This is a genomic window from Xanthomonas sp. AC360 (genome assembly GCF_979258225.1).
Genome location: NZ_OZ409846.1, coordinates 65,387 through 88,135, shown reverse-complemented (window position 1 = coordinate 88,135; position 22,749 = coordinate 65,387). Strand labels below are relative to the sequence as shown.

Below are 22,749 nucleotides of genomic sequence, written 5' to 3'. Positions count from 1 at the left end.
CATGGTGCAAAGCGCGCCCTTTCTGTCAACGCTTGGCGGTGAGGTCGGTAAACTTTCGCGGTACCCCGCCAGGATGTTCTGATGCTTGTTCTGCCCAGCGCGCGCAATTGCGCCGCGCTCTTGTTGGCCGTGTGGCTGTCCGGTTGTGCCCGTCAGGCCAGCGCGCCGGCCGCTGCCAAGCCCATCCCGGTGGTCGTGCAGCCGGTTGCGGTGCAGCCCTGGAACTCCACCGTGCAATCGATCGCCACCATACGCGCGCGCGAATCGGTCGCGCTCACAGCAGCGGTCAGCGATGTGGTCGAGCAGGTCAATTTCGACAGCGGCGATGAGGTCAAGGCCGGGCAGTTGCTGCTGCGGCTGCGCGGCAATTCGCAGCAGGCCGCGTTGACCGCCGCGCAAGCCACCTTCGAGGAAACCGACCAGCTCTATCGTCGCCAGTTGAGCCTGGTTGGGCAGCAATTGGTCGCCAAGTCCACGGTCGACACCCAGCGCGCCCTGCGCGATGCAGCGCAGGCTCGGGTGCAGCAGATGCGCGCGGAAATCACCGATCGCGAAGTACGCGCGCCGTTCTCCGGCGTACTCGGCATCCGCCAGATCAGCCCCGGGTCGCTGATCACCTCGAGCACCGTGATCGCCACGCTGGACGATGTGGCGCGCATGTACGTGGATTTTCAGGTGCCGGAATCGCAGTTCGGCCTGGTGCAGCTCGGCAATACCGTCAATGGCACCGCGGCGGCGTATCCGGGTGCGCGCTTCGACGGCATCGTTGCCGCGATCGATTCGCGCATCGACGAGACCACCCGCTCGGTGACCGTGCGTGCGGACTTCCCCAACGACGATCGCCGCCTGCGCCCGGGCATGCTGCTGGATGTGCGGCTACTGCAGCCGGCGCGGCAGGCGGTGGTGATCCCGGAGATTGCGGTGGTGCAGGTGGGGCGCGAGTCGTACGTGTTCCGGGTCAAACCCGACAGCAGCGTGGAGCGTGCCGATGTGCGGCTGGGCGAGCGGCGCGATGGCAAAGTGGAGATTCTGGAAGGCGTCAAGGCTGGTGAGCGCATCGTGGTGGACGGCACCGGCAAGCTGCGTCCGGGCCTTAAGGTGGTCGACCAGGCCGCGCCCGCGTCGACGCGTCCGCAGGCAGCGGCACAATGAAGCTCTCCGACCTGTCCATTACCCGCCCGGTGATGGCGGTGGTGATGAGCCTGTTGCTGATCGTGCTGGGAGTCATGTCGTTCACCCGCCTCACGCTGCGAGAACTGCCGGCGATCGACCCGCCCATCGTCTCGGTCGATGTGGAATACACCGGCGCCTCGGCAGCGGTGGTGGAAAGCCGCATCACCCAGGTGCTGGAAGACGCGCTGGCTGGTATCGAGGGTATCGCCACCATCGAGGCGCGCAGCCGCAATGGCTCGTCGGATATCAGTATCGAGTTCGTGCAATCGCGCGATGTGGAAGCGGCCGCCAACGACGTGCGCGATGCGGTCAGCCGCGTCTCCGACCGCATGCCCGACCAGGCGCGCCCGCCGGAAATCTCCAAGGTCGAGGCCGACGCCGATCCCATCCTGTGGCTCAACATGAGCTCCAGCACGATGGATACGCTGCAGCTGTCCGACTACGCCGAGCGCTATGTCGTTGACCGCTTCTCCAGCCTGGATGGCGTGGCGCAGGTGCGCATCGGCGGACGCCAGCGCTATGCGATGCGCATCTGGCTGGACCGCGACCAACTGGCCGCACGCGCACTCACTGTGGCCGATGTCGAAACGGCGCTGCAGAACGAAAACGTGGAGTTGCCGGCCGGCAGCATCGAATCGGCGCAGCGCGACTTCACCTTGCGTGTGGAGCGCAGCTACCTCAAGCCGGAAGACTTCGCCAAGTTGCCGTTGAGCAAGGGCGAGGGCGGCTATGTGGTGCGCTTGGGCGATGTGGCCAAGGTGGAGTTGACCTCGGCCGAACGACGCGCCTATTTCCAGAGCAATGGCGTGCCCAACGTGGGCCTGGGCATCGTGCGCAATTCCACCGCCAACGCGCTGGATGTGGCGCGCGAAGCGCGCGCGCAGGCCGAAGAAGTGCAGAAGTCGCTGCCGCAGGGCACCAACATCTTTGTTGCCTTCGACACCACCACCTTCATCGATGCAGCGGTGGAACGCGTCTATCACACACTGGTCGAAGCGGTGGTGCTGGTGCTGGTGGTGATCTGGGTGTTTCTGGGCAGCGCACGTGCGGCGCTGATTCCGGCGGTCACCGTGCCGGTGTGTCTGATCGCGGCGTTCATTGCGCTGTACGCGTTCGATTTTTCGATCAACCTGCTCACCTTGCTGGCGCTGGTGCTGTGTATCGGCCTGGTGGTGGACGATGCCATCGTGGTGGTGGAAAACATCCAGCGCCGCATCGATCTGGGTGAGCCGCCCTTGGTGGCCGCCAGGCGCGGTACCGGCCAGGTGGCATTCGCGGTGATCGCGACCACCGCTGTGTTGGTGGCGGTGTTCCTGCCGGTGGGATTTCTGGAAGGCAATACCGGGCGCTTGTTCCGCGAGTTGGCGGTGGCACTGGCCGCGGCGGTGGCGATCTCGGCATTCGTGGCGCTGACGCTGACGCCGATGATGTCGTCCAAGCTGCTGCGCTCGCACAGCGTGGCCAAACCCAATCGGTTCCATCATTGGTTCAATGGACGCATGCAGGCGGTGTCCGGCGCGTACGGGCGCTCGCTGGAGCGTCATGTGCACCGCACCTGGATCTTCGCGCTGCTCATGCTGCTGGCCTTGTGTGTCAGCGCCTGGTTGATGAGCCGCATTCCATCCGAACTGGCGCCGGCGGAAGATCGCGGCAATTTCCAGATCATGATCGACGGCCCCGAAGGCGCCGGCTTCGATTACACCGTCGGGCAGATGCATCAGGTCGAAGACATCCTGCGCCCGTACGTGGGCCCGAACAAACCCATCGTGCGCGCAAATCCGCGCGTGCCCGGCGGCTTCGGCAGCAGCGAGGAAATGCACACCGGCCGCGTCAGCGTGTTCTTGCAGGACTGGGAAAAACGCACACGCCCCACCACCGAGGTGGCCGATGAGCTGCAACAAAAGCTCAGCGTGCTCAGTGGCGTGCGTGCGCGCACGCAGGTCAGTGGCGGCCTGGTGCGCAGCCGCGGCCAACCATTCCAACTGGTGCTCGGTGGCCCGGACTATGCCGAGATCGCGCAGTGGCGCGACCGCATCCTGCAGCGCATGGAAGCCAACCCCGGCCTGGTCGGCCCGGACTCGGATTACAAGGAAACCCGCCCGCAGATGCGCGTCAACATCGATCGCCTGCGCGCAGCCGACCTGGGCGTGCCGGTGACCGCCATCGGTGGCGCGCTGGAGGCGATGATGGGCTCGCGTCGCGTCACCACTTTCGTCGACAACGGCGAGGAATACGACGTGATGTTGCAGGCCGGGCGCGAAGGTCGCATGTCGCCGGAAGATCTCACCGCCATCCGCGTGCGCTCTACCCGTGGCGAGCTGATTCCGCTGTCGAACCTGGTGAGCTTGAGCGAAGTGGCCGAAGCCGGCACCTTGAACCGCTTCAATCGCCTGCGTGCGATCACCATCACCGCCGGTCTGGCGCCGGGCTACCCGTTGGGCGATGCCATCGCCTGGGCGCAGCAGGCTGCGCAGGAAGAACTGCCGGAGTACGCGCAGCTGGACTGGAAGGGCGAATCGCGCGAATACCAGCAATCCGGTAGCGCGGTGTTGCTGACCTTCGGCATGGCCTTGCTGGTGGTGTATCTGGTGCTGGCTGCGCAGTTCGAAAGTTTCGCGCATCCGCTGGTGATCATGCTCACCGTGCCGCTGGCGGTGCTGGGTGCGTTGGTCGGTTTGTGGCTCACCGGTGGCACGCTCAACCTGTTCAGTCAGATCGGCATCGTGATGCTGGTGGGCCTGGCGGCGAAGAACGGCATTTTGATCGTGGAGTTCGCCAATCAGTTGCGCGACGAAGGCCGCAGCGTGCATCAGGCCATCGTCGAATCGGCGTCGGTGCGGTTGCGCCCCATCCTGATGACTTCGATCGCCACGGTGGTCGGCGCGATTCCGCTGGTGGTGGCCGGCGGGCCCGGCTCGGCCAGCCGCGCCACTATCGGCGTGGTAGTGATCTTCGGTGTGTCGCTGTCCACGCTGCTGTCGCTGTACGTGGTGCCGGCGTTCTACAGTTTGATTGCCCCGTACACCAAGTCGCCGGAAGCAGTCGCACGCGAGCTGGAAACCCTGGAGGCAGCCACGCCATCGGTGGGCGGGCACGCGTAAGCGCGGCCGTCAAAACGACCACGCTCGCCGCCTGGCGGGCGTGGTCGGTGCCCGGCGCGGCATGTGTGACTCATGCACTCTGGGTTTGAGCGCGTCGTCCACGCCTACCTGACGACTGTGCGCCAGGCGTTTTAGCCGCTCTAAGCGCTGTTCGACACGCGTGCGCGGTCGCAGCATTGCGCCTTGCGCGAGTGATGGGTATCCCGCAGTTCCGCTGGTTGGCGATGTTGGCTGCAGGACCCGGACGCTGGGCGCCGCTACGTTCTGCGCGTGTGCGGATGGCTGCACGCGGCGCATGCGTGCCAGGCACGGTCACGCCTGTAGCGCAACTGTGCCTGGTATGGCCACTGCGTTTATCGCAGCCGCCAGCGTCGGCATCGACAGCCTTCGCTGCGCTGGTGCAGTGACTAAGGTCACATGACAGTCATCCCCGGCTGTGGTCGACTTCGGCGGTTACCCTGACCGGAATTGCCCATGCGTCGTCTTGCCTGCCTGCTTGCTCCTTCCCTCCTTGCGCTGTGCTGCGGTAACGCACTCGCGCAGACGTCCGGCGAGCCGGTACCCAATGGCCGGTTGCCGACCTGGGCGGTGCCCGAGCGTTATAGCCTGGCGATCAAGGTCGACCCCGAGCAGGCGCAGTTCAGTGGCCGCACCACCATCCGCGTGCAGCTCAAGCAGGCCTCCGACCATCTGTGGCTGCACGGCAAGGAGCTGAAGGTCAGCAAGGCCACGGTCAAGCCGGCCAAGGGCAAGGCGCTCACCGCGCGCTATGTGGATGCGGATGCGCAGACCGGTGTGGTTCGCCTGGAGTTCGGGCGCACGCTCAAGCCGCAGACACTTACCGTGGACATCACCTACAGCGCGCCGCTCAACCAGCAGCTGCAGGGCCTGTATCAGGTGAAGTACCAGGGCAAGGCGTATGCGATGACGCAGATGGAGCCGATCAGTGCGCGCTACGCGTTCCCGGGCTTCGATGAGCCGGCCTTCAAAACCCCGTTCGATCTAAGCCTGACCGTACCCAGCGACGATCAGGCACTGGCCAACACCATCGCCACCTCCACCAAGCCGGCCGGCAAGGGCTGGAAGACGGTGACCTTTGCGCCGACCGTGCCGTTGCCGACCTACCTTGTCGCCTACGCCGCCGGCCCGTGGGATGTGGTGGACGTGCCGCCCATGCCGGCCACTCCGCAGCGCCCCAACGCCACGCCGCTGCGCGGCATCGCCGCCCAGGGTCAGGGCCCGCGCATCACCCCGGCGCTGGACCAGACCCCGGCGATCATCGCCGCGCTGGAGGACTACTACGCCTTCGGTTATCCGTTCGACAAGCTCGATCTGGTCGCCGCACCGGATTTCAGCGCCGGCGCGATGGAAAACCCCGGGTTCGTGACCTTCCGCGACTGGTTGCTGTTGCTGGACAAGGATTCGCCTGCCGAAAACGTGCAGCGCTCCTTCAACACCAACGCGCACGAGCTGGCGCATCAGTGGACCGGCGACACCGTGACCATGGAATGGTGGGACGACCTGTGGCTCAACGAGGCCTTCGCCACCTGGATGCAGCAGAAAATCACCATGCAGCTGCACCCGGAATATCACGCCAACCTGGATCGCATCGGTGGCGCGCAGTACGCGATGAATAACGACAGCCTGGTCAGCGCACGCAAGATCCGCCAGCCGATCACCGGTAACGGCGATATCGAAACCGCCTTCGACGGCATCACCTATCAGAAGGGTGCGGCGGTGCTGGCGATGTTCGAAGCCTTCGTTGGCGAGGACGTGTTCCGCGAAGGCATGCGCGCCTACATCGCCAAGCATCAGTTCGGCAGCGCCACCGCCGACGATCTGGTCGATGCGATCGCCGAAGCCGCCGGCAAGGGCGAAGACTTCAAGGCGGCATTCCGCAGCTTCTTGAATCAGCCGGGTGTGCCGTACTTGCAGACCCAGGTGGCGCGCGAAGGCGGCAAGACTGTGGTCAAGCTGCAGCAGCAGCGGTATTTGCCGCTGGGTTCGACCGGCTCCACCGCGCAGCAGTGGGGCGTGCCGGTATGCGTGAAGTACGGCAAGGGCAAGAACCAGGTCGGTACCGCCTGCCAGCTGCTGGAAGACGGCAGCGGCAGCATCGTGCTGGACGGCGCCGGCAAGAACACCTGGGTGTTCCCGAACGCGCATGGCGCCGGTTATTACCGTTTCAGCCTGCCGAAGAAGCAGCTGGCCGCACTCGGCAAGCAGGTTGCCCAACTCGACGATAACGAGCAGTTGGCCTATGCCGATGCCATCGATGCGGCCTACCGCCACGGCGATGCCGACAGCGATGCGGTGTTGATGGCGCTCAAGCAGCTGGCGCCGTCCGCATCGGCCGATGTCTCGACCGCGCTGGTGGATCGCTTCGGGTGGATCTGGCGCTACCAGGCCAGCACCGAGGCGCAGCGCGGCGCGCTGCGCAAGGCCGCCGAACAGGCGTATTTGCCGCGTCTGCGCCAGCTGGGTTACGTACGGCGTAGTGGCGAATCGGTCGACGACACCGCGCTGCGGTCGTCGCTGGCCGGACTGTTTGGGTTACGCCTGCAGAACGCGGAAGTGCGCAAGGCGCTGCTTGCCCAGGGCGATGCGGTGCTGGCCGGTGGCAACGGGGCGCTGGACTTTTCTGCGGCCAACCCGGATCTACTCGGCACCGTGCTGGCGGTCACCGCGCAGGAACGCGGCGCCCCCGCGGTGCAGACCCTGATCGCGGCGTTGCGCACGCACGCCGACCCCGCACAGCGCAACGGCATGATCGCGGCACTAGGCGCGGTGCAGGACCCGGCGTTGCTCAAGCAGGTGCGCGATTTTGCGTTGACCGATGCCATCAAGGTCGGCGAGATGAAGAGCATGCTGACGCGTGGGAACAGCTATGAGGCTTCGCATGCGTCGATGTGGCCGTGGTTCACCGCCAACTTCGACCGCATCGTGCAGCGCAGCGGGTCGTTCGACGGCGGCGGTCTGCCGGCGCTCGGCGCATCCGGTGGCTGCAGTGTGGAAGAGGCCGATCGCCTGGATGCCTTCTTCCAGCCACGCCTGGCCAAACTCAGCGGCGCCGACCGTGGCCTGGCGCAGACCGGCGAAACCATCCGCCTGTGCGCCGCGCTCAAGCAGGCGCAAACCGCCAAGCGCTGAGCGGCAGAAGCGGCCAACAACGCGACTGCGCGGCCGCCAGGCGGCTGCGGTCGCTGCTCGGAACCGGCATGTGCCCTGCGCACACGCCGGTTCTGAGCGCACCGTCCACAGCGATCCGATGACCGCTCGCGACGTGCATCCGGTCTGGGCCAAGCTCCTGCATACCACTGGCGTCGTTGCACAGAGCATGCGGCGTGCAGCGCCGATGCCCCACGATGGTGCGCACGATCTGTACATGCGCAGCCGGCACGTTGTCACGCGCTGACGGCGCAGCTCGCATGCACGTCGCATCGAGCGGCGCTTTCGGCCAGAATCGACCCACTCCCCACGGCGCTGGGGTTCACGATCCAGCACTCGGGGAGATTGCGTGGAAGCACTCATCAATGGCATCAACGGCATCGTCTGGAGCAAGGCACTGATTTTCATGTGTCTGGGCGCAGGCGTTTACTTCACCATCCGCACCCGTTTCATGCAGGTGCGCGGGTTCGTGGAAATGATTCGCCTCACCGTGGGCGGGCAAAAGTCCGATGCCGGGGTGTCCTCATTCCAGGCGCTTGCGATGTCGATGGCCGGGCGTATCGGCATCGGCAACATCGCCGGCGTCGCCACCGCCATCGCCTTCGGTGGGCCGGGCGCGATCTTCTGGATGTGGGTGATGGGCTTTCTCGGCGCGTCCACGTCGTATGTGGAATCGACGCTGGCGCAGATCTACAAGATCAAGGATGCCGATGGCCGCTATCGCGGCGGCCCGGCGTACTACATCGAAAAGGCGATGGGTCTGAAGTGGTACGCGCTCACCTTCGCGGTGGCCACCATCATCGCCACCGGCTTTCTGATGCCGGGCGTCCAGGCCAATGCGATTGCCGACAGCGCCATCAACGCCTGTCGGGGCACCAGCCTGTGCGGTGCGATGGACGGGCAGTGGATGGGCCTGCCGATGCGCGATGCGGCCAAGCTGGGCATCGGCATCCTGGTGGCATGCATGCTGGCGGTGATCATCTTCGGCGGCGTCAAGCGCATCGCCAACTTCGCCGAAATCGTGGTGCCGTTCATGGCGATGGGCTACATCCTGATGGCGCTGGTCATCATGGTGCTCAACGCCGAGCGCGTGCCGGACATGTTCGTCACCATCTTCAGCAGTGCCTTCGGCAGCCACGCCGCGTTCGGCGCCTTGCTGGGGCTGGCGGTGGAATGGGGCGTCAAGCGCGGCATCTACGCCAACGAAGCCGGGCAGGGCACCGGGCCGCATGCCGCGGCAGCGGCAGAGGTGTCGCACCCGGCCAAGCAGGGCTACGTGCAGGCGTTTGCGATCTACTTCGACACCATGATGGTGTGCACCGCCACCGCGTTCCTGATCCTTACCACCGGCAAGTACAACGTGTACGCGCCCGATGGTGCCAAGCCAGGCCTGTACGCCGGCCTGAGCGGGGTGGAAGAAGGCCCCGGTTATGCGCAGGCGGCGGTGGAATCGGTGCTGCCGGGCTGGGGTGCGGGCTTTGTGGCGGTGGCGCTGTTCTTCTTCGCCTTCACCACCATCATGGCCTATTACTACATGGCCGAAACCAACCTGAGCTACATCAATGGCAGCCGCCGCCGACCGCTCACCGTGCTGCTGCTGCGCCTGGGCATCATGGGCATGGTGATCTTCGGCGCGTTCCACAATGCGCAGCTGGCCTGGGCGCTGGGCGACATCGGCGTCGGCGTCATGGCCTGGCTCAACATCATCGCCATCCTGATCCTGCACAAGCCGGCCATGCTGGCCTTGAAGGATTACGAACGGCAAAAACGCCAGGGGCTGGATCCGGTCTTCGATCCGGTGTCGCTCGGCATCAAGAACGCGGATTTCTGGACACAACGATGAAACAGCATGATGGACGTGGCGCACGGCCGCCACGCGACAACACCGGCAGCGGCGCTGCGCCGCTCAACCCCTGGGGCCGTGCGGCGCCACGTGCGCCCGCACCGGCTGCGCCTGCGGTACGCACCGCCGCCGCCGCACCAGCCGCTGCCAACGCCAACACCGCGCGCGAGCTGCGCCTGTACGGCATCAATGCCATCCAGGCGGTGTTCGACGCGCGTCCGCAGGCGCTGCGTAAGCTCTACCTGACCGAGGCGCGCATTCCGCAGTTCAAGGCCTTGCTGGCCTGGTGCGTCACCCAGCGCATCGGTTACCGCGTGGTGGAGGAGGCCGACCTCACCAAGCTGGCGGCCAGTACGCATCACGAAGGCATCGTGGCCGAGGTGTTGCGGGTATCGCCGCAGCCGTTGCAGGAGTGGCTGGCGGCATTGCCGCATGGCCCGGTGCTGGCGCTGTGGCTGGATGGCGTGGGCAACCCGCATAACTTCGGTGCGATCTTGCGCTCGTCGGCGCATTTCGGCGTTGCCGGTTTGCTGCTGTCGGCCGGCTCCACGCTGGGCCTGTCCGGCGCCGCCGCGCGCGTTGCCGAAGGCGGTGCCGAAGCGGTGCCGCTGGTGCAATTGCCCGAGACCGCAGTGGCGATGACGCAGCTGCGCCAGGCCGGCTTCGCGATCGCCGCCACGCTGGTCGACGGTGGGCACGATGTCTTTGCCGCCGCGTTACCGCAGCGCCTGGTGTATGTGATGGGTGCAGAAAGCGCAGGCATGGATCGCCAGTTCGCCCGCGAGTGCGATCTGCAGTTATCCATCCGCGGCAGCGGCAAGGTCGAAAGCCTCAATGTGGCCTCGGCCACCGCCGTGTTTCAGGCGGCCTGGCGCGCCCGCGTCGACACCGGAGCGCTGTGATGCGTCCATCGGCCTGGTTGCTTGCTGCCCTCTGCACGCTTAGCGGCAGCGCGTTTGCTGCTGCGTCCACGCTTCCAGCGACGCCGCCGGAAGCGCGCACCGATCACGGTGTGGTGCGTGGGCAATGGCAGGCCGACGGCAGTGCGGTGTTTCGTGGCATCCCCTTCGCGGCGCCGCCGCTGGGCGCGTTGCGCTGGCGCCCGCCGCAACCGGCCGCCGCATGGACGCAGGTACGTGACGCCACGCAGGCGGCCACACCGTGCGTGCAGCCCGCGCTGGGCTGGAACGATGCGATGGCCAGGCGCGGCAGTGAAGACTGCCTCTACGTCGAAGTGCAGACACCCACGCTGAAGCCGGCAACTCTGTTGCCGGTATTTGTCTGGATCCATGGCGGCGCCAATGTGGCCGGCGGTGCGGATGGGCATCTGCCCACCAATCTTGTCGCGCAGAACATGCTGGTGGTGACGCTGCAATACCGGCTGGGCGCGTTGGGCTTCCTGTCGCTGCCGGAACTGCGCGATGGCGACAACCAAGCGGCCGGCAACTACGCGTTACTCGACCAAATCGCCGCGCTGCGCTGGGTGCGCGACAACATCGCGCATTTCGGCGGCGACCCTGCGCGGGTCACTATCGCCGGGCAGTCGGCCGGTGGCCAGGATGTGGGCTTGCTGATGCTCAGCCCACTCGCGCGCGGGCTGTTTTCTGCGGCGATCGAACAAAGCGGCACCGCCGGTTTCGGGCTGCCGGCGCGCAGCCTGGAAGACAATCGCGCGTTGGGCGTTGCCATCGCCAAACGTGCAGGTATCGACGATGCCGCAACGCGCCTTAGCCAATTACGCGCGTTACCGGTGGAGCAGTTGCTTAAGGCAGGGCAGGGCGTGGATGTGCCAGCGTTGGATGACGATGGCTACATCTGGTTGCAAGCCGTTGTCGATGGCCGCGTGCTGCCGCGTGCCCCGGCCGAGCTGCTGGCCAGTGGCGCACAGGCCAAGGTGCCGCTGTTGATCGGCTACGTAGTGCAGGAGCTTACCTACGGCGGCGACCAGGGCGCACAGGCGCGTCTGCGTCGCGATTATCCCGACCGTGCCGAGGCGGTGTTGCAGGCGCAACGTAAGCATGCAGCGCAACGTGCCGAGCGCCAGGGTAATGCGGCGATGCAGTTGTCCACCGATCTCACTTTCCGCTGCCCGGCGGTGACTGTGGCGCAGCGCCAGGCCGCGCTCGGCGTGCCGGTGTGGCATTACGTGTTCGACACCGCAGCGCCGGGTGCGCAGGTGACCCACAGCGCCGAGCTGCCGTTCCTGTTCAAGAACCTGCCCATCGGCCAGCCGCCGGTGAGCCTGCAACGCTATTGGGCGGCATTCGTGCAGCGCGGCAATCCAAACGCCAAGGGCTTGCCTGCATGGCCGGCATTTGCGCCGAAATATGCGGCGCTGCAGTTCGATGCCAGTGGCGTGCAGCAGATCAAGGATGCACGCCCGGCCGTGTGCGCAGGCGTGGATTTGCCGTAAGCCGGCGTCCATTGCCATGGCGATTGGCGTGTTGAGTCCTTGCTGGCTGTGTGTCGCTTGCAAGGATCACCAGATAGCGTGGGCACGCCTGCCGTGGTGAGCACCCTGCATTGGGCACGCCGGTAAATCACCACCACTTGGCCACACGCTGCAGTGGTGCTGGCAGTTCTGACGTTTCAGCAAGCACCGCGCAACGGCGCAACTGCATGTGGGTTCGTGTCGTGGCCAACAAGCGAACGCGCGCGCTGCAGCAGTGCGCGCGTTCGCAGCAACTCAGCGGGCGCAGCCCGGCCCGCCGAAGTAGATGCCGCCGTTCTGCATCTCCGGCGACAGGCTGGTGCGTGAGACGCCGGCTCCCAACGCGTACGGATAGCTGTAGCCGGCAATCGCCAACGTGTAGCACGACGGCTGCTCCACACTCATCGATGACAACCGTTGTGCAGGCCAGGTGGCCATGGCCGCATCGCGATAAAAGTGGTTGGCCTGGAACGCGGCCTGCCGGTAGCCGGCCGATGCGAACCGCCCGCTGCCCATTGGTGTGCTGGGGCGACCATCCCAGGTGGAAATTTCGCCACCGGCCGAGATGAAGATGTTGGCGCTGCCTTCGGCAATGTCGCCGGAATACAGCTCGGCCTTGTAGTAGCCGATCCATTCGCCATTCAAGCCGAACCACCAATAGCCGTCGGCATTGCGTTGGAATTCCACATGCAACATGGCCTGCTTGCCGCCCGCCGTGCTGAAGCCGCCGGCTGGCGCTGCGCCGAGCACATTCGCCGTGCTGGTCTGCACGAAGTCGGCGCAATCCAGATTATGGCAACCGGTGTTGATATAGCCGTCCTGCGTGGAATAGATAAACAGGATCGGCGTGTTGCCCCAGCCTGCGCCCGGTTGGGTTTGCCAACCGGCTTCCAGGGTCTGGATCTGCCGTTGCGCCGTGTACCCAGCCAGCCAGATCTGGCTGATCGACTGCGCATCGTTGGCGCGCACGGCCGGCACCCAGGTGTTGAGATCGGCACCGGCGCCGGTCACTGGCGAGCCGGCGGTGTCCAGGTAAATGGTGGAGTAGTAATGCACCACCGACGCGGCATCCTGCGCGGCGGGTAGCAGAGTGGGGCGGTCGGGTGCCGTCGCCTGCGGTGTGGTGCCGCGCAAGAACGCCCGCAGCGTTGCGTATTGGCTCATGTCAGTCAGATCGATACGCTGCAACGGCACACTGCCAGCGTCGCAGCGTTGCGCCGCATCGAGTGGAGCGCTGCTGCTGACACCGGCGGCAATGCTGGGCGGCATGGCAAGCGCGCCGCCATCGCGCAACGCGGGCTGCTGAGCGAGCGGGATACAGTCGAACACCTTGCCGCGCTGATGCACGCTGCGCAGCACGGTCAGGCCGTTGTAGCGGTTGAACAGATAACGCTGCATCTGCGCGAAGGCCGCTGGGTCGCGCACCTTGGCAGTGACCTCGCGTGTGGCGTAGCTGCGCTGTGCCTGCGCATCCAAAAATTGCTTGAATTCCTGCGTGACCAACGGAAATGCACGCGATACCGCAGCAGTGCTGTGCTGCATGCCGGCACGCTGCTCGGGCGCAACACGTGCGGTGGCGGGTGTGCGCAGCAGCGGCGGCATCAGCGCATCGATACGTTGATCATCTGCAGCCGAGATGGAGGGCGATAGCAATGTGCCTGCAAGGCTCGCGGGCGCTGCGGTGCAAATGGCAAGCGCGACAACGGCGCGGCCGATCGACATCGGTCGCTTGGAACGAAACGTCATAGGAGTATTTCCTGGCGCCGGAATGAAACGGCCCGCATGCGGCGAACCATGCAGGCCGCGCCATCACGTCACAGGGCGAGCCGGGAAACAGCCGGCAGCGCACACCTGCGGTGAAGGTGCGCGCATCCTAAAACGTATGCTTTGCAAAAGTATTCGAAGATATTGATTGCGTGACGCCAGGCACACGCCAAGCGCAATGCGCTAAGCGGATGTCAGGTACACACGTGTGCTTGGCGATGTGCGGCGCAGTGCCGCTGCGCAACAGTGCCCACGGTCACGGTCACGGGTATGGAGCTGTGGTGTTGCAGCAATGCCCGGCTGCTATCGATCTGTCATCCCACAGGTCGAGCGCACCAGCGGGAATCGTCGCTGCACAGCGTCGTCGTATCCTCACTCACCCCCTCTCAAGATGAGAGAGGGGGTGGTGTTGCATCGCGCCCCGAGCGCTGCGCTTATTTCCTCTGCAGCCGCACCGCTGCGCCGCCGTTTGCAGCCAATTCCAGTTGCAGGCTGTCCTCACGGGTGAGCTTGCGGGTCTCGATGCGGACCTCGGTCGGCGCCTGGCCGTCGGCGTAGATCGTTGCGGTCCAGCTGCCCTTGCCCAGGAACGACAACGGCAAACGCAACGTGCGCGCGTGCTCGTTGGTCATCGCGCCCACGTACCAGTCCTTGCCGCTGCGTCGTGCCAGCGCGATGTGCTCGCCGATCGCACCTTCCAGTGCGCGTGTTTCGTCCCAGCTTGCCGGGACATCGCGCAGAAACTGCGCTGCGGGCACGTTTTCGTATTGCTCGGGGCTATCTGCCACCACTGCGAACGGACTCTCATACACCACATACATCGCCAGCTGCTGCGCACGTGTGGTCATCACTTGCGGTGCGATGTGCTGCATCTTGAACTCGGCCGGGCGCACATTGCGAAAGCCACCCGGCGTGTAATCCATCGGGCCGAGCAACATGCGCGTAAACGGCAGCGTGAGGTTATGCGTGGCGGTGATGCGCGTGGTCCACTTGTTGTATTCGGCGCCAAGCACGCCTTCTTGAGTCAAATAATTGGGATAGGTGCGGGTCAGGCCGGTCGGGTGATACGCACCATGCAGGTCCACCAGCAGTTTGTGTTCGGCGGCCTTGCTCAGCAGGCGGTGATAGAAGTCCACCATCTGCTGGTCGTCGCGGTCCATGAAGTCGACCTTGATGCCCTTGATGCCGAGTTGCTGGTACCACGCCAGCGCTTCGTCCATGTGCGCATCGAGTGCACGCCAGTGCGCCCATAACCACAACCCCACATCGCGCTTGCGTGCATAGGTCACCAGACCCTGCAGGTCGAGTTGCTCTACGGGGCGACGGATATCGGCATCGCTGTTGTATTGCCCGTCGCCGGTGCTACCGTAATACCAGCCGTCGTCGATCAACATGTATTGCAGCTTCAACTGCTGCGCGTGATCGATGTAACGCTGGATCGTGGCAGTATTCATGCCAGGGTGTTCCACCCCGCCGGCAAGGTTGCCCGACCACCAGTCCCACGCCGATTTACCCGCACGCACCCAGCGCGCATCGAAGGCCGGTAGCGGGTTGAGCGCAGAAATCAGGTTGGATTCGATCAGGCCAGCCGGGCTGTCGCTCAGCATGATCACACGCCACGGCGTTGCAAAATCGCGTCCCTTCGCATCGAACATAACCGCCAGCTTCGGTTCGTCCAGGCGCGGCGACAACTTTGCCGACACGCCCAATCCGCCATCGGCGCGGCCGGTGAGATACAGGCCTGCGTAGTCGCGCAGATTCGCCTCGCCGATCGCCAGCGTGGTGCCGCGTGCATCGGTCTGGCACACCAGCGGTAACTCAAGCAAGTTGTGCGGGCGCAATTTGGACGCGGCGATGGCGTCGTACTCGCCCTCGTGGCTGGTTCCGAACCGGCCCAGGTTCAAGGTCCAGCATGGGTAGTCGCGTGGAAACGCAAAGCTGGTGAGTTCGTCGCGGATGCGTACCTCGCCGGCATCGGGCAACACGTAGCGCAGCGCCACGCCATCGTCGTACGCGCGCAGTTCCACGGTGAGTCGGCGTTGTTGTTGATCGGTCAACTGCACGCGCAATTGACGATAGTGATCGCGCACCTGTTGGGTCTTGCCAACCGGTAACGTAAACGTGCTGTCGTGCGTGTCGGTGCTGCTGCCCTGCACGGTCATGTTGCGGCCGAGTTTGCCGGCCTTGCCAAGATCCAGTCCGAGCGGTGCGTCGTCGAGCACCAAAGTGTTGCGGTACAGCACACGATAGCTGGGGACGCCACCGTCGCGTAGCGTGAATTCCACTTCGGTACGTGCATCGGGCGATTGCACACGCAGGCTCTGCGCGGTTGCTGGCGTTGCGATCACACACAGCAATGCGCACGCCGCCGGTAGTGCGGACTGGATCAGGTTTCGCATAAGTCCCTCCTCCTGGGAACGCCAACCCTAACGCAGAAAGTGTTGTCGTCGATATCGCCTTGGGGTAACGTTACCTCGCACCATGGTCGCTGAAACAGGGGCGGCAGCCACGGGCGGCATCACCGGATACAACTGCGCTACGTCGATTGGATGTATGCCGGTTGCACAGATGTGGTGTGCACCGTTGTGTGGCAGTAGAGCTTGGGAGAGGCCTCTAATGCTGATGGTTCGCAAGGCGTTCCGCCGTGGAGCGCTGTGGCTGTTGTGTGGGTGCATTGGTTGGACCGCAGTGGAGGCTGCCCCTGCCGAGATGGCCCCGCCAGGTCCTTACGATGTCCGCGTGCTTGCGGGCGGGATGGGGTTGGCAAAGAAGTTCGCCGCCGATACGCCATTGCTCGCCGCCAACGCGGACTGGAGCATGTCGGGCTGGGTGCGCCCATCGCGTGCAACGACCGGCGCAGCATTGATTGCCGGCATTGGCGATCCGCATGGTGCGGGCCGTTACTTTGCGATCGACAACGGCACGCTTGGCTTTTTGCAGGACGCCAACACCGTGCTGCGGAGCAAGCAGGCGCTGGCTTCCGGCACGTGGACGCAGGTGACTGCGGTGGCACAAGGCGGCCGTTTGACGCTGTATGCCAATGGGCGGCAGGTCGCCAGTGGTGCAGTGCGTCAAGCGGCGGCTGCACCGGTGCTGATGTTTGGCCCGCGCGAGCAACCTGCGGCGTACACGCAGCACTTCGGTGGTGAGATTGCCGACTTCGTCGCGCGATCTGGCGCGTTGGAGACAGCGGCCATTGCGCAGCTTGCAGCGCACGCGCCCGACCCGGCGCTGCAACGGTTTGAAGATGCATCGCCGGCATGGCCGGTGCAGGTCAAGCAGATGGCCGGCCAGTTGGCGCCGCAGGCCGCATCCACCTTGCCGCGCAGCACCGCTGCGTTTTCTGCGCCGGTTGCCAAGCCGGCGCAGGCCGCGCCGGCATTGCAGCCGCTGGACGATGCAGCCTGGCGCGTCGGTGCGTGGCAGTTGGCCGCTGCGCCGCAGCTTGGGCAGGCCACCGGCGCGACGCTGTCACGCAGCGATACGGACGCCGGCAATGCCGCCTGGCGTGTGGCGACAGTGCCGGGCACGGTGCTCACCACGTTGGTCGATCGCGGCGTGTATCCGGACCCGGATATCGGCCTCAATAACATGGCCATTCCCGAATCGCTGAGCCGGCACGACTGGTGGTACCGCAGCAGTTTTGATCTGCCTGCAGCCGCGCAGGGCAAGCGGCTGGAGTTGCTGTTCAACGGCATCAACTATGCCGGCGAAATCTGGGTCAACGGCACCCAGGTCGGGCGCACCCGCGGTGCATTTGCACGCGGTCGCTTCGATGTCAGCAAGCAGCTCAGAGCCGGCCGCAATGTCATTGCGGTGCGTGTCTCGCCGCCGCCGCATCCGGGTATCGCACACGAACAATCGATGACGGCGGGCGTTGGCGAAAACGGCGGTATGCAGGCGCTGGACGGCCCCACGTTTATCGCCAGCGAGGGCTGGGACTGGATCCCCGCCGTGCGCGATCGCAATGCCGGTCTGTGGCAGGACGTGCAACTGCACGCCAGCGGGCCGGTGACCATCGGCGACACCCAGGTGGTGACGGCGCGCCTGGCGCCGGATCATCGTCGTGCCGAACTCGAAGTCACCGTGCCGCTGCGCAACGAGAGCGGCGCTGCCGTGCAAAGCAATGTGCAGTTGGCCATCGGCGATGTGCGCATCCAGCGTCAGGTCAACGTGCCCGCTGGCGGCAGTACGCTCAAGTTCACTGCGGCCGACACGCCGCAGCTGGTCATCGCCAATCCGCGCTTGTGGTGGCCCAACGGTTATGGCGAGCCGGCGCTGTATTCGCTGCAGGTTGGCGTCGATGCGGCCGGTGCGCGATCGGACGCACAGCAGCTGCGCTTCGGCATTCGCGAGGTGACCTACGAACTGTCCCTGTTCGACGAAGACGGCGCGCTGCGCCGGGTGCTGGTCGATCTCAACCAGGCACGCCAACGTGGCGAGCGCATCGTCGATGTACGGCATGAGGCCATCCGCGCGGTACCGGGCGGCAAGGCGCAATCGTTGTATCCGGGCGCACTGGCTTCGCCGGCAGTGCAGCAACTGCAAGACACCACGCTGGCGCCGCATCTGGTGCTGCGCATCAACGGTGTGCGTATTGCAGTCAAGGGCGGCAACTGGGGTATGGACGACTGGCGCAAGCGCGTCTCGCGCGAGCGGCTGGAGCCGTACTTCCGCCTGCAACGCGACGCGCATTTCAACGTGGTGCGCAATTGGGTGGGGCAGAACACCGAAGCCAGCTTCTTCAATCTGGCCGACGAATACGGCATGTTGGTGCTCAACGACTTCTGGCAGTCCACCCAGAACTACAACATGGAGCCGGCCGATGCGGCATTGTTCCTGGACAACGCCGCAGAGGTGATCAAACGCTTCCGCAATCATCCGTCGATCGTGTTGTGGTTCGGACGCAATGAGGGCGTGCCTGCGCCCATCCTCAACGAAGGCTTGGACAAACTGGTTGCCGACCTCGATGGCACGCGCTGGTATACCGGCAGCTCCAACGAGGTGAATCTGCAGGGCAGCGGGCCGTACAACTATCGCGAGCCGGTGGCCTACTTCACTGCGTTGGCGCAGGGCTTTTCGGTAGAAGTGGGCACGCCGTCGTTCTCCACGCTGGAGTCGTTCAAGGCGTCGGTGCCTGCAGTCGGCGATCAGTGGCCGATCAGCGATGCCTGGGCGTATCACGACTGGCATCAGTCCGGGAATGGCGACACCGCCAGTTTCATGCGGTCGCTCACCGACAAGCTGGGCGCGCCGACCAGCCTGGAGGACTTCGAACGCAAGGCGCAGTTGCTCAACTACGACACCCACCGCGCCATCTTCGAAGGTTTTAATTCTCAGCTGTGGACCAAGAACAGCGGGCGCCTGTTGTGGATGAGTCACCCGGCGTGGCCCAGCAACATGTGGCAAATCTATAGCCACGATTACGACACCCATGCCGCGTACTACGGCGTGCGCAACGCCGCGGAAACCTTGCATGTGCAGATGAATCTGCCTGGTCACGAGGTGGTGGTGGTCAACAACGCGGCCGAGCCGGTGCGCGGCTTGCGCGTGCGTGCAGAGGTCTACGGCAGCGACGGCAAACTGCTGCAGCAGCGCGAACAGGCGCTGGATGCGGCCGCAGTTGCGGTCTCTGCGCCGGTGCTGCAATTGGCACCGTTGCTCAAGGACACCAATGGCCTGGGGTTTGTGCGCCTGCAATTGCTCGACCGCGACGCGGTGGTGCGCTCGCGCAACTTCTATTGGGTGGCGCGCGATGCTGCCGCCATGCGCGGGCTGGATGCGCTGGCCAAGGTGCCGGTGCAGCTGACCACGCAAGTACACGACGCGGCCGAGCCGGTGTTGCGCGCCAGCGTGCGCAATGCATCGCAACAGGTGGCACTCAACACCAAGTTGACCCTGGTGGATGCGCAAGGCCAACGCATCCTGCCGGCGTACTACAGCGACAACTATCTGAGCCTGGTGCCGGGCGAGCAGCGCGAGGTGGAAATCCGTGGCCCGTCTGCGGACACCTTGCGCAACGCCACGCTGCAAATGCGTGGCTGGAATGTCGAACCATCAACCGGCGCTGCCAACGGGCTTCCGTAGTAGCGCCAGCACGTTGCCACGCCGTGCACGTGCACGGCGTCTGCACTGACGCGCCGATCGGCGCGTCATCCAACACTGCAGTGCCCCCCGGCATTGCCATTCGAAACGCTCGTGGATTGTCGTCATCCCTGGGAGGGGACCATGAACAAGCTGCATCGCAGTACGCGTCACACCCCGCTGGCCGCCGCGCTGGCGGCTGCACTCACGTTGGTCGCGGCAACTGCCGCAGCGCAGGAAGCCGGCAGCACCGCCGGCGTCACCGAGTTGGACAAGGTCATGGTCAAGGGCGTGCGCGGCGCGCAGGCCGAAGCCATCGAAAACAAGCGCACCGCCGCGCAGATCATCGACTCGATCTCGGCCGAAGATATCGGCAAGCTGCCTGACGTGACCATCACCGATTCGCTGCAGCGTGTGCCCGGCGTGCAGATCCGTCGCTCGGCCGGCGAGGGTTCGCAGCTCAACATCCGCGGCATGCCGCAGGTGCAGACCACCATGAACGGCGAACTGTATCTGAGCGCCGGCGGCGGCGACCAGTTCGGTCAACCGAATATCGGCCGCGCGCAACCGGATTTTGTCGACATCCCACCGACGTTGTTCAGCGGTGTGGACGTAATCAAATCGCCCACCGCCGCCGATCTGGATGGCGGCATCAGCGGCACGGTGTCGCTCAAGACACGCCGCCCGTTCGATCTGCCCGAAGGCTGGACCTTCAGCGGCCAGGCCGAAGGGTCCTACGGCGATCGCGTGCAGGAACTCAACGAGCTGTACTCGGGGTTGGCCAGCTTCCGCACCGAGCGCTGGGGTGCGTTGCTGGCGGTGTCGTACTCGGATGCCACGCTGGAAAACAAGCACCCCAGCGTCTATTCCAACGGCGCGCAGAAATCGACCGAGCAGAACGTAGGCTTCGACTTCAACGGCGACGGCCGTATCGGCAGCAATACCGATCCGTCCAACCTGCCGCGCGACTACTTCTACAACTGGGTCGCCACCGAACTGGATAACCGCAGCACCGATCGTCAGCGCACCGGCGTCAACGGCTCGTTCCAGTTCAACATCAACGACTCCTGGACGGTGCTGGCCGATGCGGCCTACACCAAGCTCGAAGACCACGACACCTCGGTTGCCGCGCAGCTGCACACCGGCTGGGCAACCAATCAGTTGCAGCCGGGGTCGGTGGTCGATTCCAATGGCGTGCTCGAGTACGGCCAGTTCCGCTACAACCGCTTCCAGGCGCACTCGATGGCGGGCGTCGCCGATTCGGATTCGCTCAACACCAACCTGGAGCTGCGCTTCGATGATGGCGGACCGTTCCGTGCGTCGTTCCGTTGGGTGCATGGCGATGCGCAGCGCACCTACGACGAAGCGCGCGCCGATGCGGTGGTGACTCGTGGCGATCAGATCACGCGTGCCGGCGGCGTCACCCAATGGGCGAACGCGAACGGCTTGCCGGTGGTCGATGCCTCGGTGGATTTCCGCGGCAGCTACCCGGCGGTCAACCTGGGCACCGATGTGTCCAACCCGGACAACTGGCAGCTGATGTCCACCTGGGCGCAGGGCAACAAGATCGAAGCGACGATGGATGCATTCCGCGCCGATGGCACCTTCGAGTTCGACGAAGGCGTGGTGCGCGGCTTCCAGTTCGGCATTCGCTACGGCGAGCGTGAGGTCAAGCTGGACACCTATCGCTACCTGTCGCCGGTGTCGACTACCTGTGCAGACCCCAACCGCTCGCTGTACTACTTCAAGGACCCGCTGATTGTCGACACCTGCAGTGGCGTGTCCGAAGCACGCCTGCTGCCGTTCAATTCGATTCCCGGCTACTGGGCGTACTTCAACGACTTCGATCCGCTCAAGGTCACCGGCCTGGGCAGTCAGGGCCTGCCGGCGATCAATCCACAGGTCATGAAAGACCCGGTGGCCTATCTCAACAGCCTGTATCCGGGCAACGTGGCCTATCAGCAGGCTGCCGATTCGTACAAGGTCACCGAAAAAAGCACCGCGGCGTATTTTCTGGCGAATCTGGAGGGCGGTACCGGCAGTGCGGTGCCGTGGACGGCCAATATCGGCGCACGCATCGTGCAGACCAAACTCGCCATCGATCAGTATCTGAGCAGCGGCAATGTGTTTATCGGCAATGTCGAATGGAATGGCGTCAGCCCGGCGATCGGTACCAATCGTCTGAATCGTCAGTACACCGACGTGTTGCCCACCGCCAACCTGTCGCTGGATATCAGCGAGGCGCAGAAGCTGCGCTTTGCCTACAACAAGGCGGTGGCGCGTCAGGATCTGCCCGACCTTGGCCGCGGCCTGGTGAGCTTCTACGCCGTCAATGGCACGCCACCGCGTAACCCGTCGCTGCCTTCCGATGCGGTGCTGTTCCTCAATGGCCGTTCGGGTAATCCGGACCTGGATCCGTATCGCGCCACCAACTACAACGCGTCGTGGGAATGGTATTTCTCCGATGCGTCGTTGCTCAGCGTGGGCGCGTTCCTGATCGACGTGAAGTCGTTCCCCACCACGGTAACCAACATCGAACTATTGCCCGACGCCGATGGCGTGGCGCGGCTTGGCGGCCCGGTGGAGCGCATCGTCAATGGCGGTGGCGGCAAGATCAAGGGCTTCGAAATCGGCTATCAACAGGCTTTCGATTTTCTGCCGGGTTGGTTGAGCGGTTTCGGTACCAACATCAACTACACCTTCTCCGATGCCGATACCGATAACACCGATATCGAAGGCAATACGCTTCCGATCGGCGACAACTCCAAGCATCAGGCCAACGCGGTGCTGTGGTATCAGAAGGACAAGTTGCAGGCGCGCGTGGCCTACAACTGGCGCAGCAAGCGTTTCAGTCAGGTCAACAGCGGTGCGTGGGGCGACGAGCTGGCGATCTGGAACGACGATGTCGGCTATCTGGATGCATCCCTCAGCTACGACGTCAACGATCATCTGACGCTGTACGCCCAGGCCACCAACCTCACCGGCGAAAGCGAGCGGCGTTACGCGCAGTGGACCAACCACTACTACGATCAAAACATCTTCGAGCGTCGTTACTACGCAGGTCTGCGTCTGCGCTTTTGATGTGATGTCCTGATGTGATGTCCCGATGTGCGACACGGCGCACCCCCGCGTCGTGTCGCACATGATCTTCTGTTGTCCCTCTCCAAGCGGTCATTTCGCTTTCT

At 64.7% G+C, this 22,749-nt stretch carries 10 protein-coding genes and 1 other RNA gene; 9 read left to right on the top strand and 2 right to left on the bottom strand.

Annotation, left to right across the window (positions count from 1 at the left end):
* Nucleotides 1-81 precede the first annotated feature (81 nt).
* The 7 genes from ACZZ0O_RS00345 (at nt 82) to ACZZ0O_RS00315 (ending at nt 11,698) form a co-directional block, all read left to right on the top strand.
* The gene (locus tag ACZZ0O_RS00345; protein WP_463591912.1) at nt 82-1,152 is read left to right on the top strand and encodes an efflux RND transporter periplasmic adaptor subunit; all 1,071 of its coding nucleotides are present in this window, start codon (nt 82-84) and stop codon (nt 1,150-1,152) included.
* Entirely contained in the window at nt 1,149-4,274 is a 3,126-nt protein-coding gene (locus ACZZ0O_RS00340) for an efflux RND transporter permease subunit (RefSeq protein WP_463602857.1), read from the top strand. Before ACZZ0O_RS00345 ends, ACZZ0O_RS00340 begins: the two co-directional genes overlap by 4 nt.
* Nucleotides 4,275-4,748: 474 nt before the next feature.
* Complete coding sequence (locus ACZZ0O_RS00335) at nt 4,749-7,424, top strand: M1 family metallopeptidase (RefSeq protein WP_463591911.1); 2,676 nt, start codon at nt 4,749-4,751, stop codon at nt 7,422-7,424.
* Nucleotides 7,425-7,492: 68 nt separating this feature from the next.
* Nucleotides 7,493-7,575, top strand: a non-coding RNA gene (locus ACZZ0O_RS00330) — sX9 sRNA.
* A 216-nt stretch (nt 7,576-7,791) separates the two neighbouring features.
* Nucleotides 7,792-9,285 (top strand): alanine/glycine:cation symporter family protein, encoded by a 1,494-nt coding sequence (locus tag ACZZ0O_RS00325; protein ID WP_115554452.1) that lies wholly within the window; start codon nt 7,792-7,794, stop codon nt 9,283-9,285.
* Entirely contained in the window at nt 9,282-10,187 is a 906-nt protein-coding gene (locus ACZZ0O_RS00320; protein ID WP_463591910.1) for a TrmH family RNA methyltransferase, read from the top strand. The genes ACZZ0O_RS00325 and ACZZ0O_RS00320 overlap by 4 nt, the downstream gene beginning before the upstream one ends.
* Nucleotides 10,187-11,698, top strand: a complete 1,512-nt coding sequence (locus ACZZ0O_RS00315) for a carboxylesterase/lipase family protein (protein WP_463591909.1) — start codon at nt 10,187-10,189, stop codon at nt 11,696-11,698. Before ACZZ0O_RS00320 ends, ACZZ0O_RS00315 begins: the two co-directional genes overlap by 1 nt.
* Nucleotides 11,699-11,971: 273 nt before the next feature.
* On the opposite strand, the gene ACZZ0O_RS00310 is transcribed toward ACZZ0O_RS00315, so the two are convergent.
* Both ACZZ0O_RS00310 and ACZZ0O_RS00305 read right to left on the bottom strand, forming a co-directional pair.
* The gene (locus ACZZ0O_RS00310) at nt 11,972-13,318 is read right to left on the bottom strand and encodes a neprosin family prolyl endopeptidase (protein WP_463591908.1); all 1,347 of its coding nucleotides are present in this window, start codon (nt 13,316-13,318) and stop codon (nt 11,972-11,974) included.
* A gap of 596 nt (nt 13,319-13,914) precedes the next feature.
* Nucleotides 13,915-15,879: a glycoside hydrolase family 97 protein gene (locus ACZZ0O_RS00305; protein ID WP_463591907.1), complete on the bottom strand. Its 1,965-nt coding sequence runs from the start codon at nt 15,877-15,879 to the stop codon at nt 13,915-13,917.
* A 217-nt stretch (nt 15,880-16,096) separates the two neighbouring features.
* Here ACZZ0O_RS00305 and ACZZ0O_RS00300 point away from each other — a divergent pair, with 217 nt between their 5' ends.
* Nucleotides 16,097-19,567 carry a glycosyl hydrolase 2 galactose-binding domain-containing protein gene (locus ACZZ0O_RS00300; protein WP_463591906.1) on the top strand — a complete coding sequence of 1,157 codons (3,471 nt, stop codon included), beginning with the start codon at nt 16,097-16,099 and terminating at the stop codon, nt 19,565-19,567.
* Nucleotides 19,568-19,708: 141 nt separating this feature from the next.
* Complete coding sequence (locus tag ACZZ0O_RS00295) at nt 19,709-22,645, top strand: TonB-dependent receptor (protein ID WP_463591905.1); 2,937 nt, start codon at nt 19,709-19,711, stop codon at nt 22,643-22,645.
* Nucleotides 22,646-22,749 lie beyond the last annotated feature (104 nt).

Coding starts and splice junctions, on each gene's coding strand:
- ACZZ0O_RS00310 (WP_463591908.1), bottom strand. CDS start 13,318: ATGCCGCCGCTGCTGCGCACACCCGCCACCGCACGTGTTGCGCCCGAG.
- ACZZ0O_RS00335 (WP_463591911.1), top strand. CDS start 4,749: ATGCGTCGTCTTGCCTGCCTGCTTGCTCCTTCCCTCCTTGCGCTGTGC.
- ACZZ0O_RS00345 (WP_463591912.1), top strand. CDS start 82: ATGCTTGTTCTGCCCAGCGCGCGCAATTGCGCCGCGCTCTTGTTGGCC.
- ACZZ0O_RS00315 (WP_463591909.1), top strand. CDS start 10,187: ATGCGTCCATCGGCCTGGTTGCTTGCTGCCCTCTGCACGCTTAGCGGC.
- ACZZ0O_RS00320 (WP_463591910.1), top strand. CDS start 9,282: ATGAAACAGCATGATGGACGTGGCGCACGGCCGCCACGCGACAACACC.
- ACZZ0O_RS00295 (WP_463591905.1), top strand. CDS start 19,709: ATGAACAAGCTGCATCGCAGTACGCGTCACACCCCGCTGGCCGCCGCG.
- ACZZ0O_RS00305 (WP_463591907.1), bottom strand. CDS start 15,879: ATGCGAAACCTGATCCAGTCCGCACTACCGGCGGCGTGCGCATTGCTG.
- ACZZ0O_RS00300 (WP_463591906.1), top strand. CDS start 16,097: ATGCTGATGGTTCGCAAGGCGTTCCGCCGTGGAGCGCTGTGGCTGTTG.
- ACZZ0O_RS00340 (WP_463602857.1), top strand. CDS start 1,149: ATGAAGCTCTCCGACCTGTCCATTACCCGCCCGGTGATGGCGGTGGTG.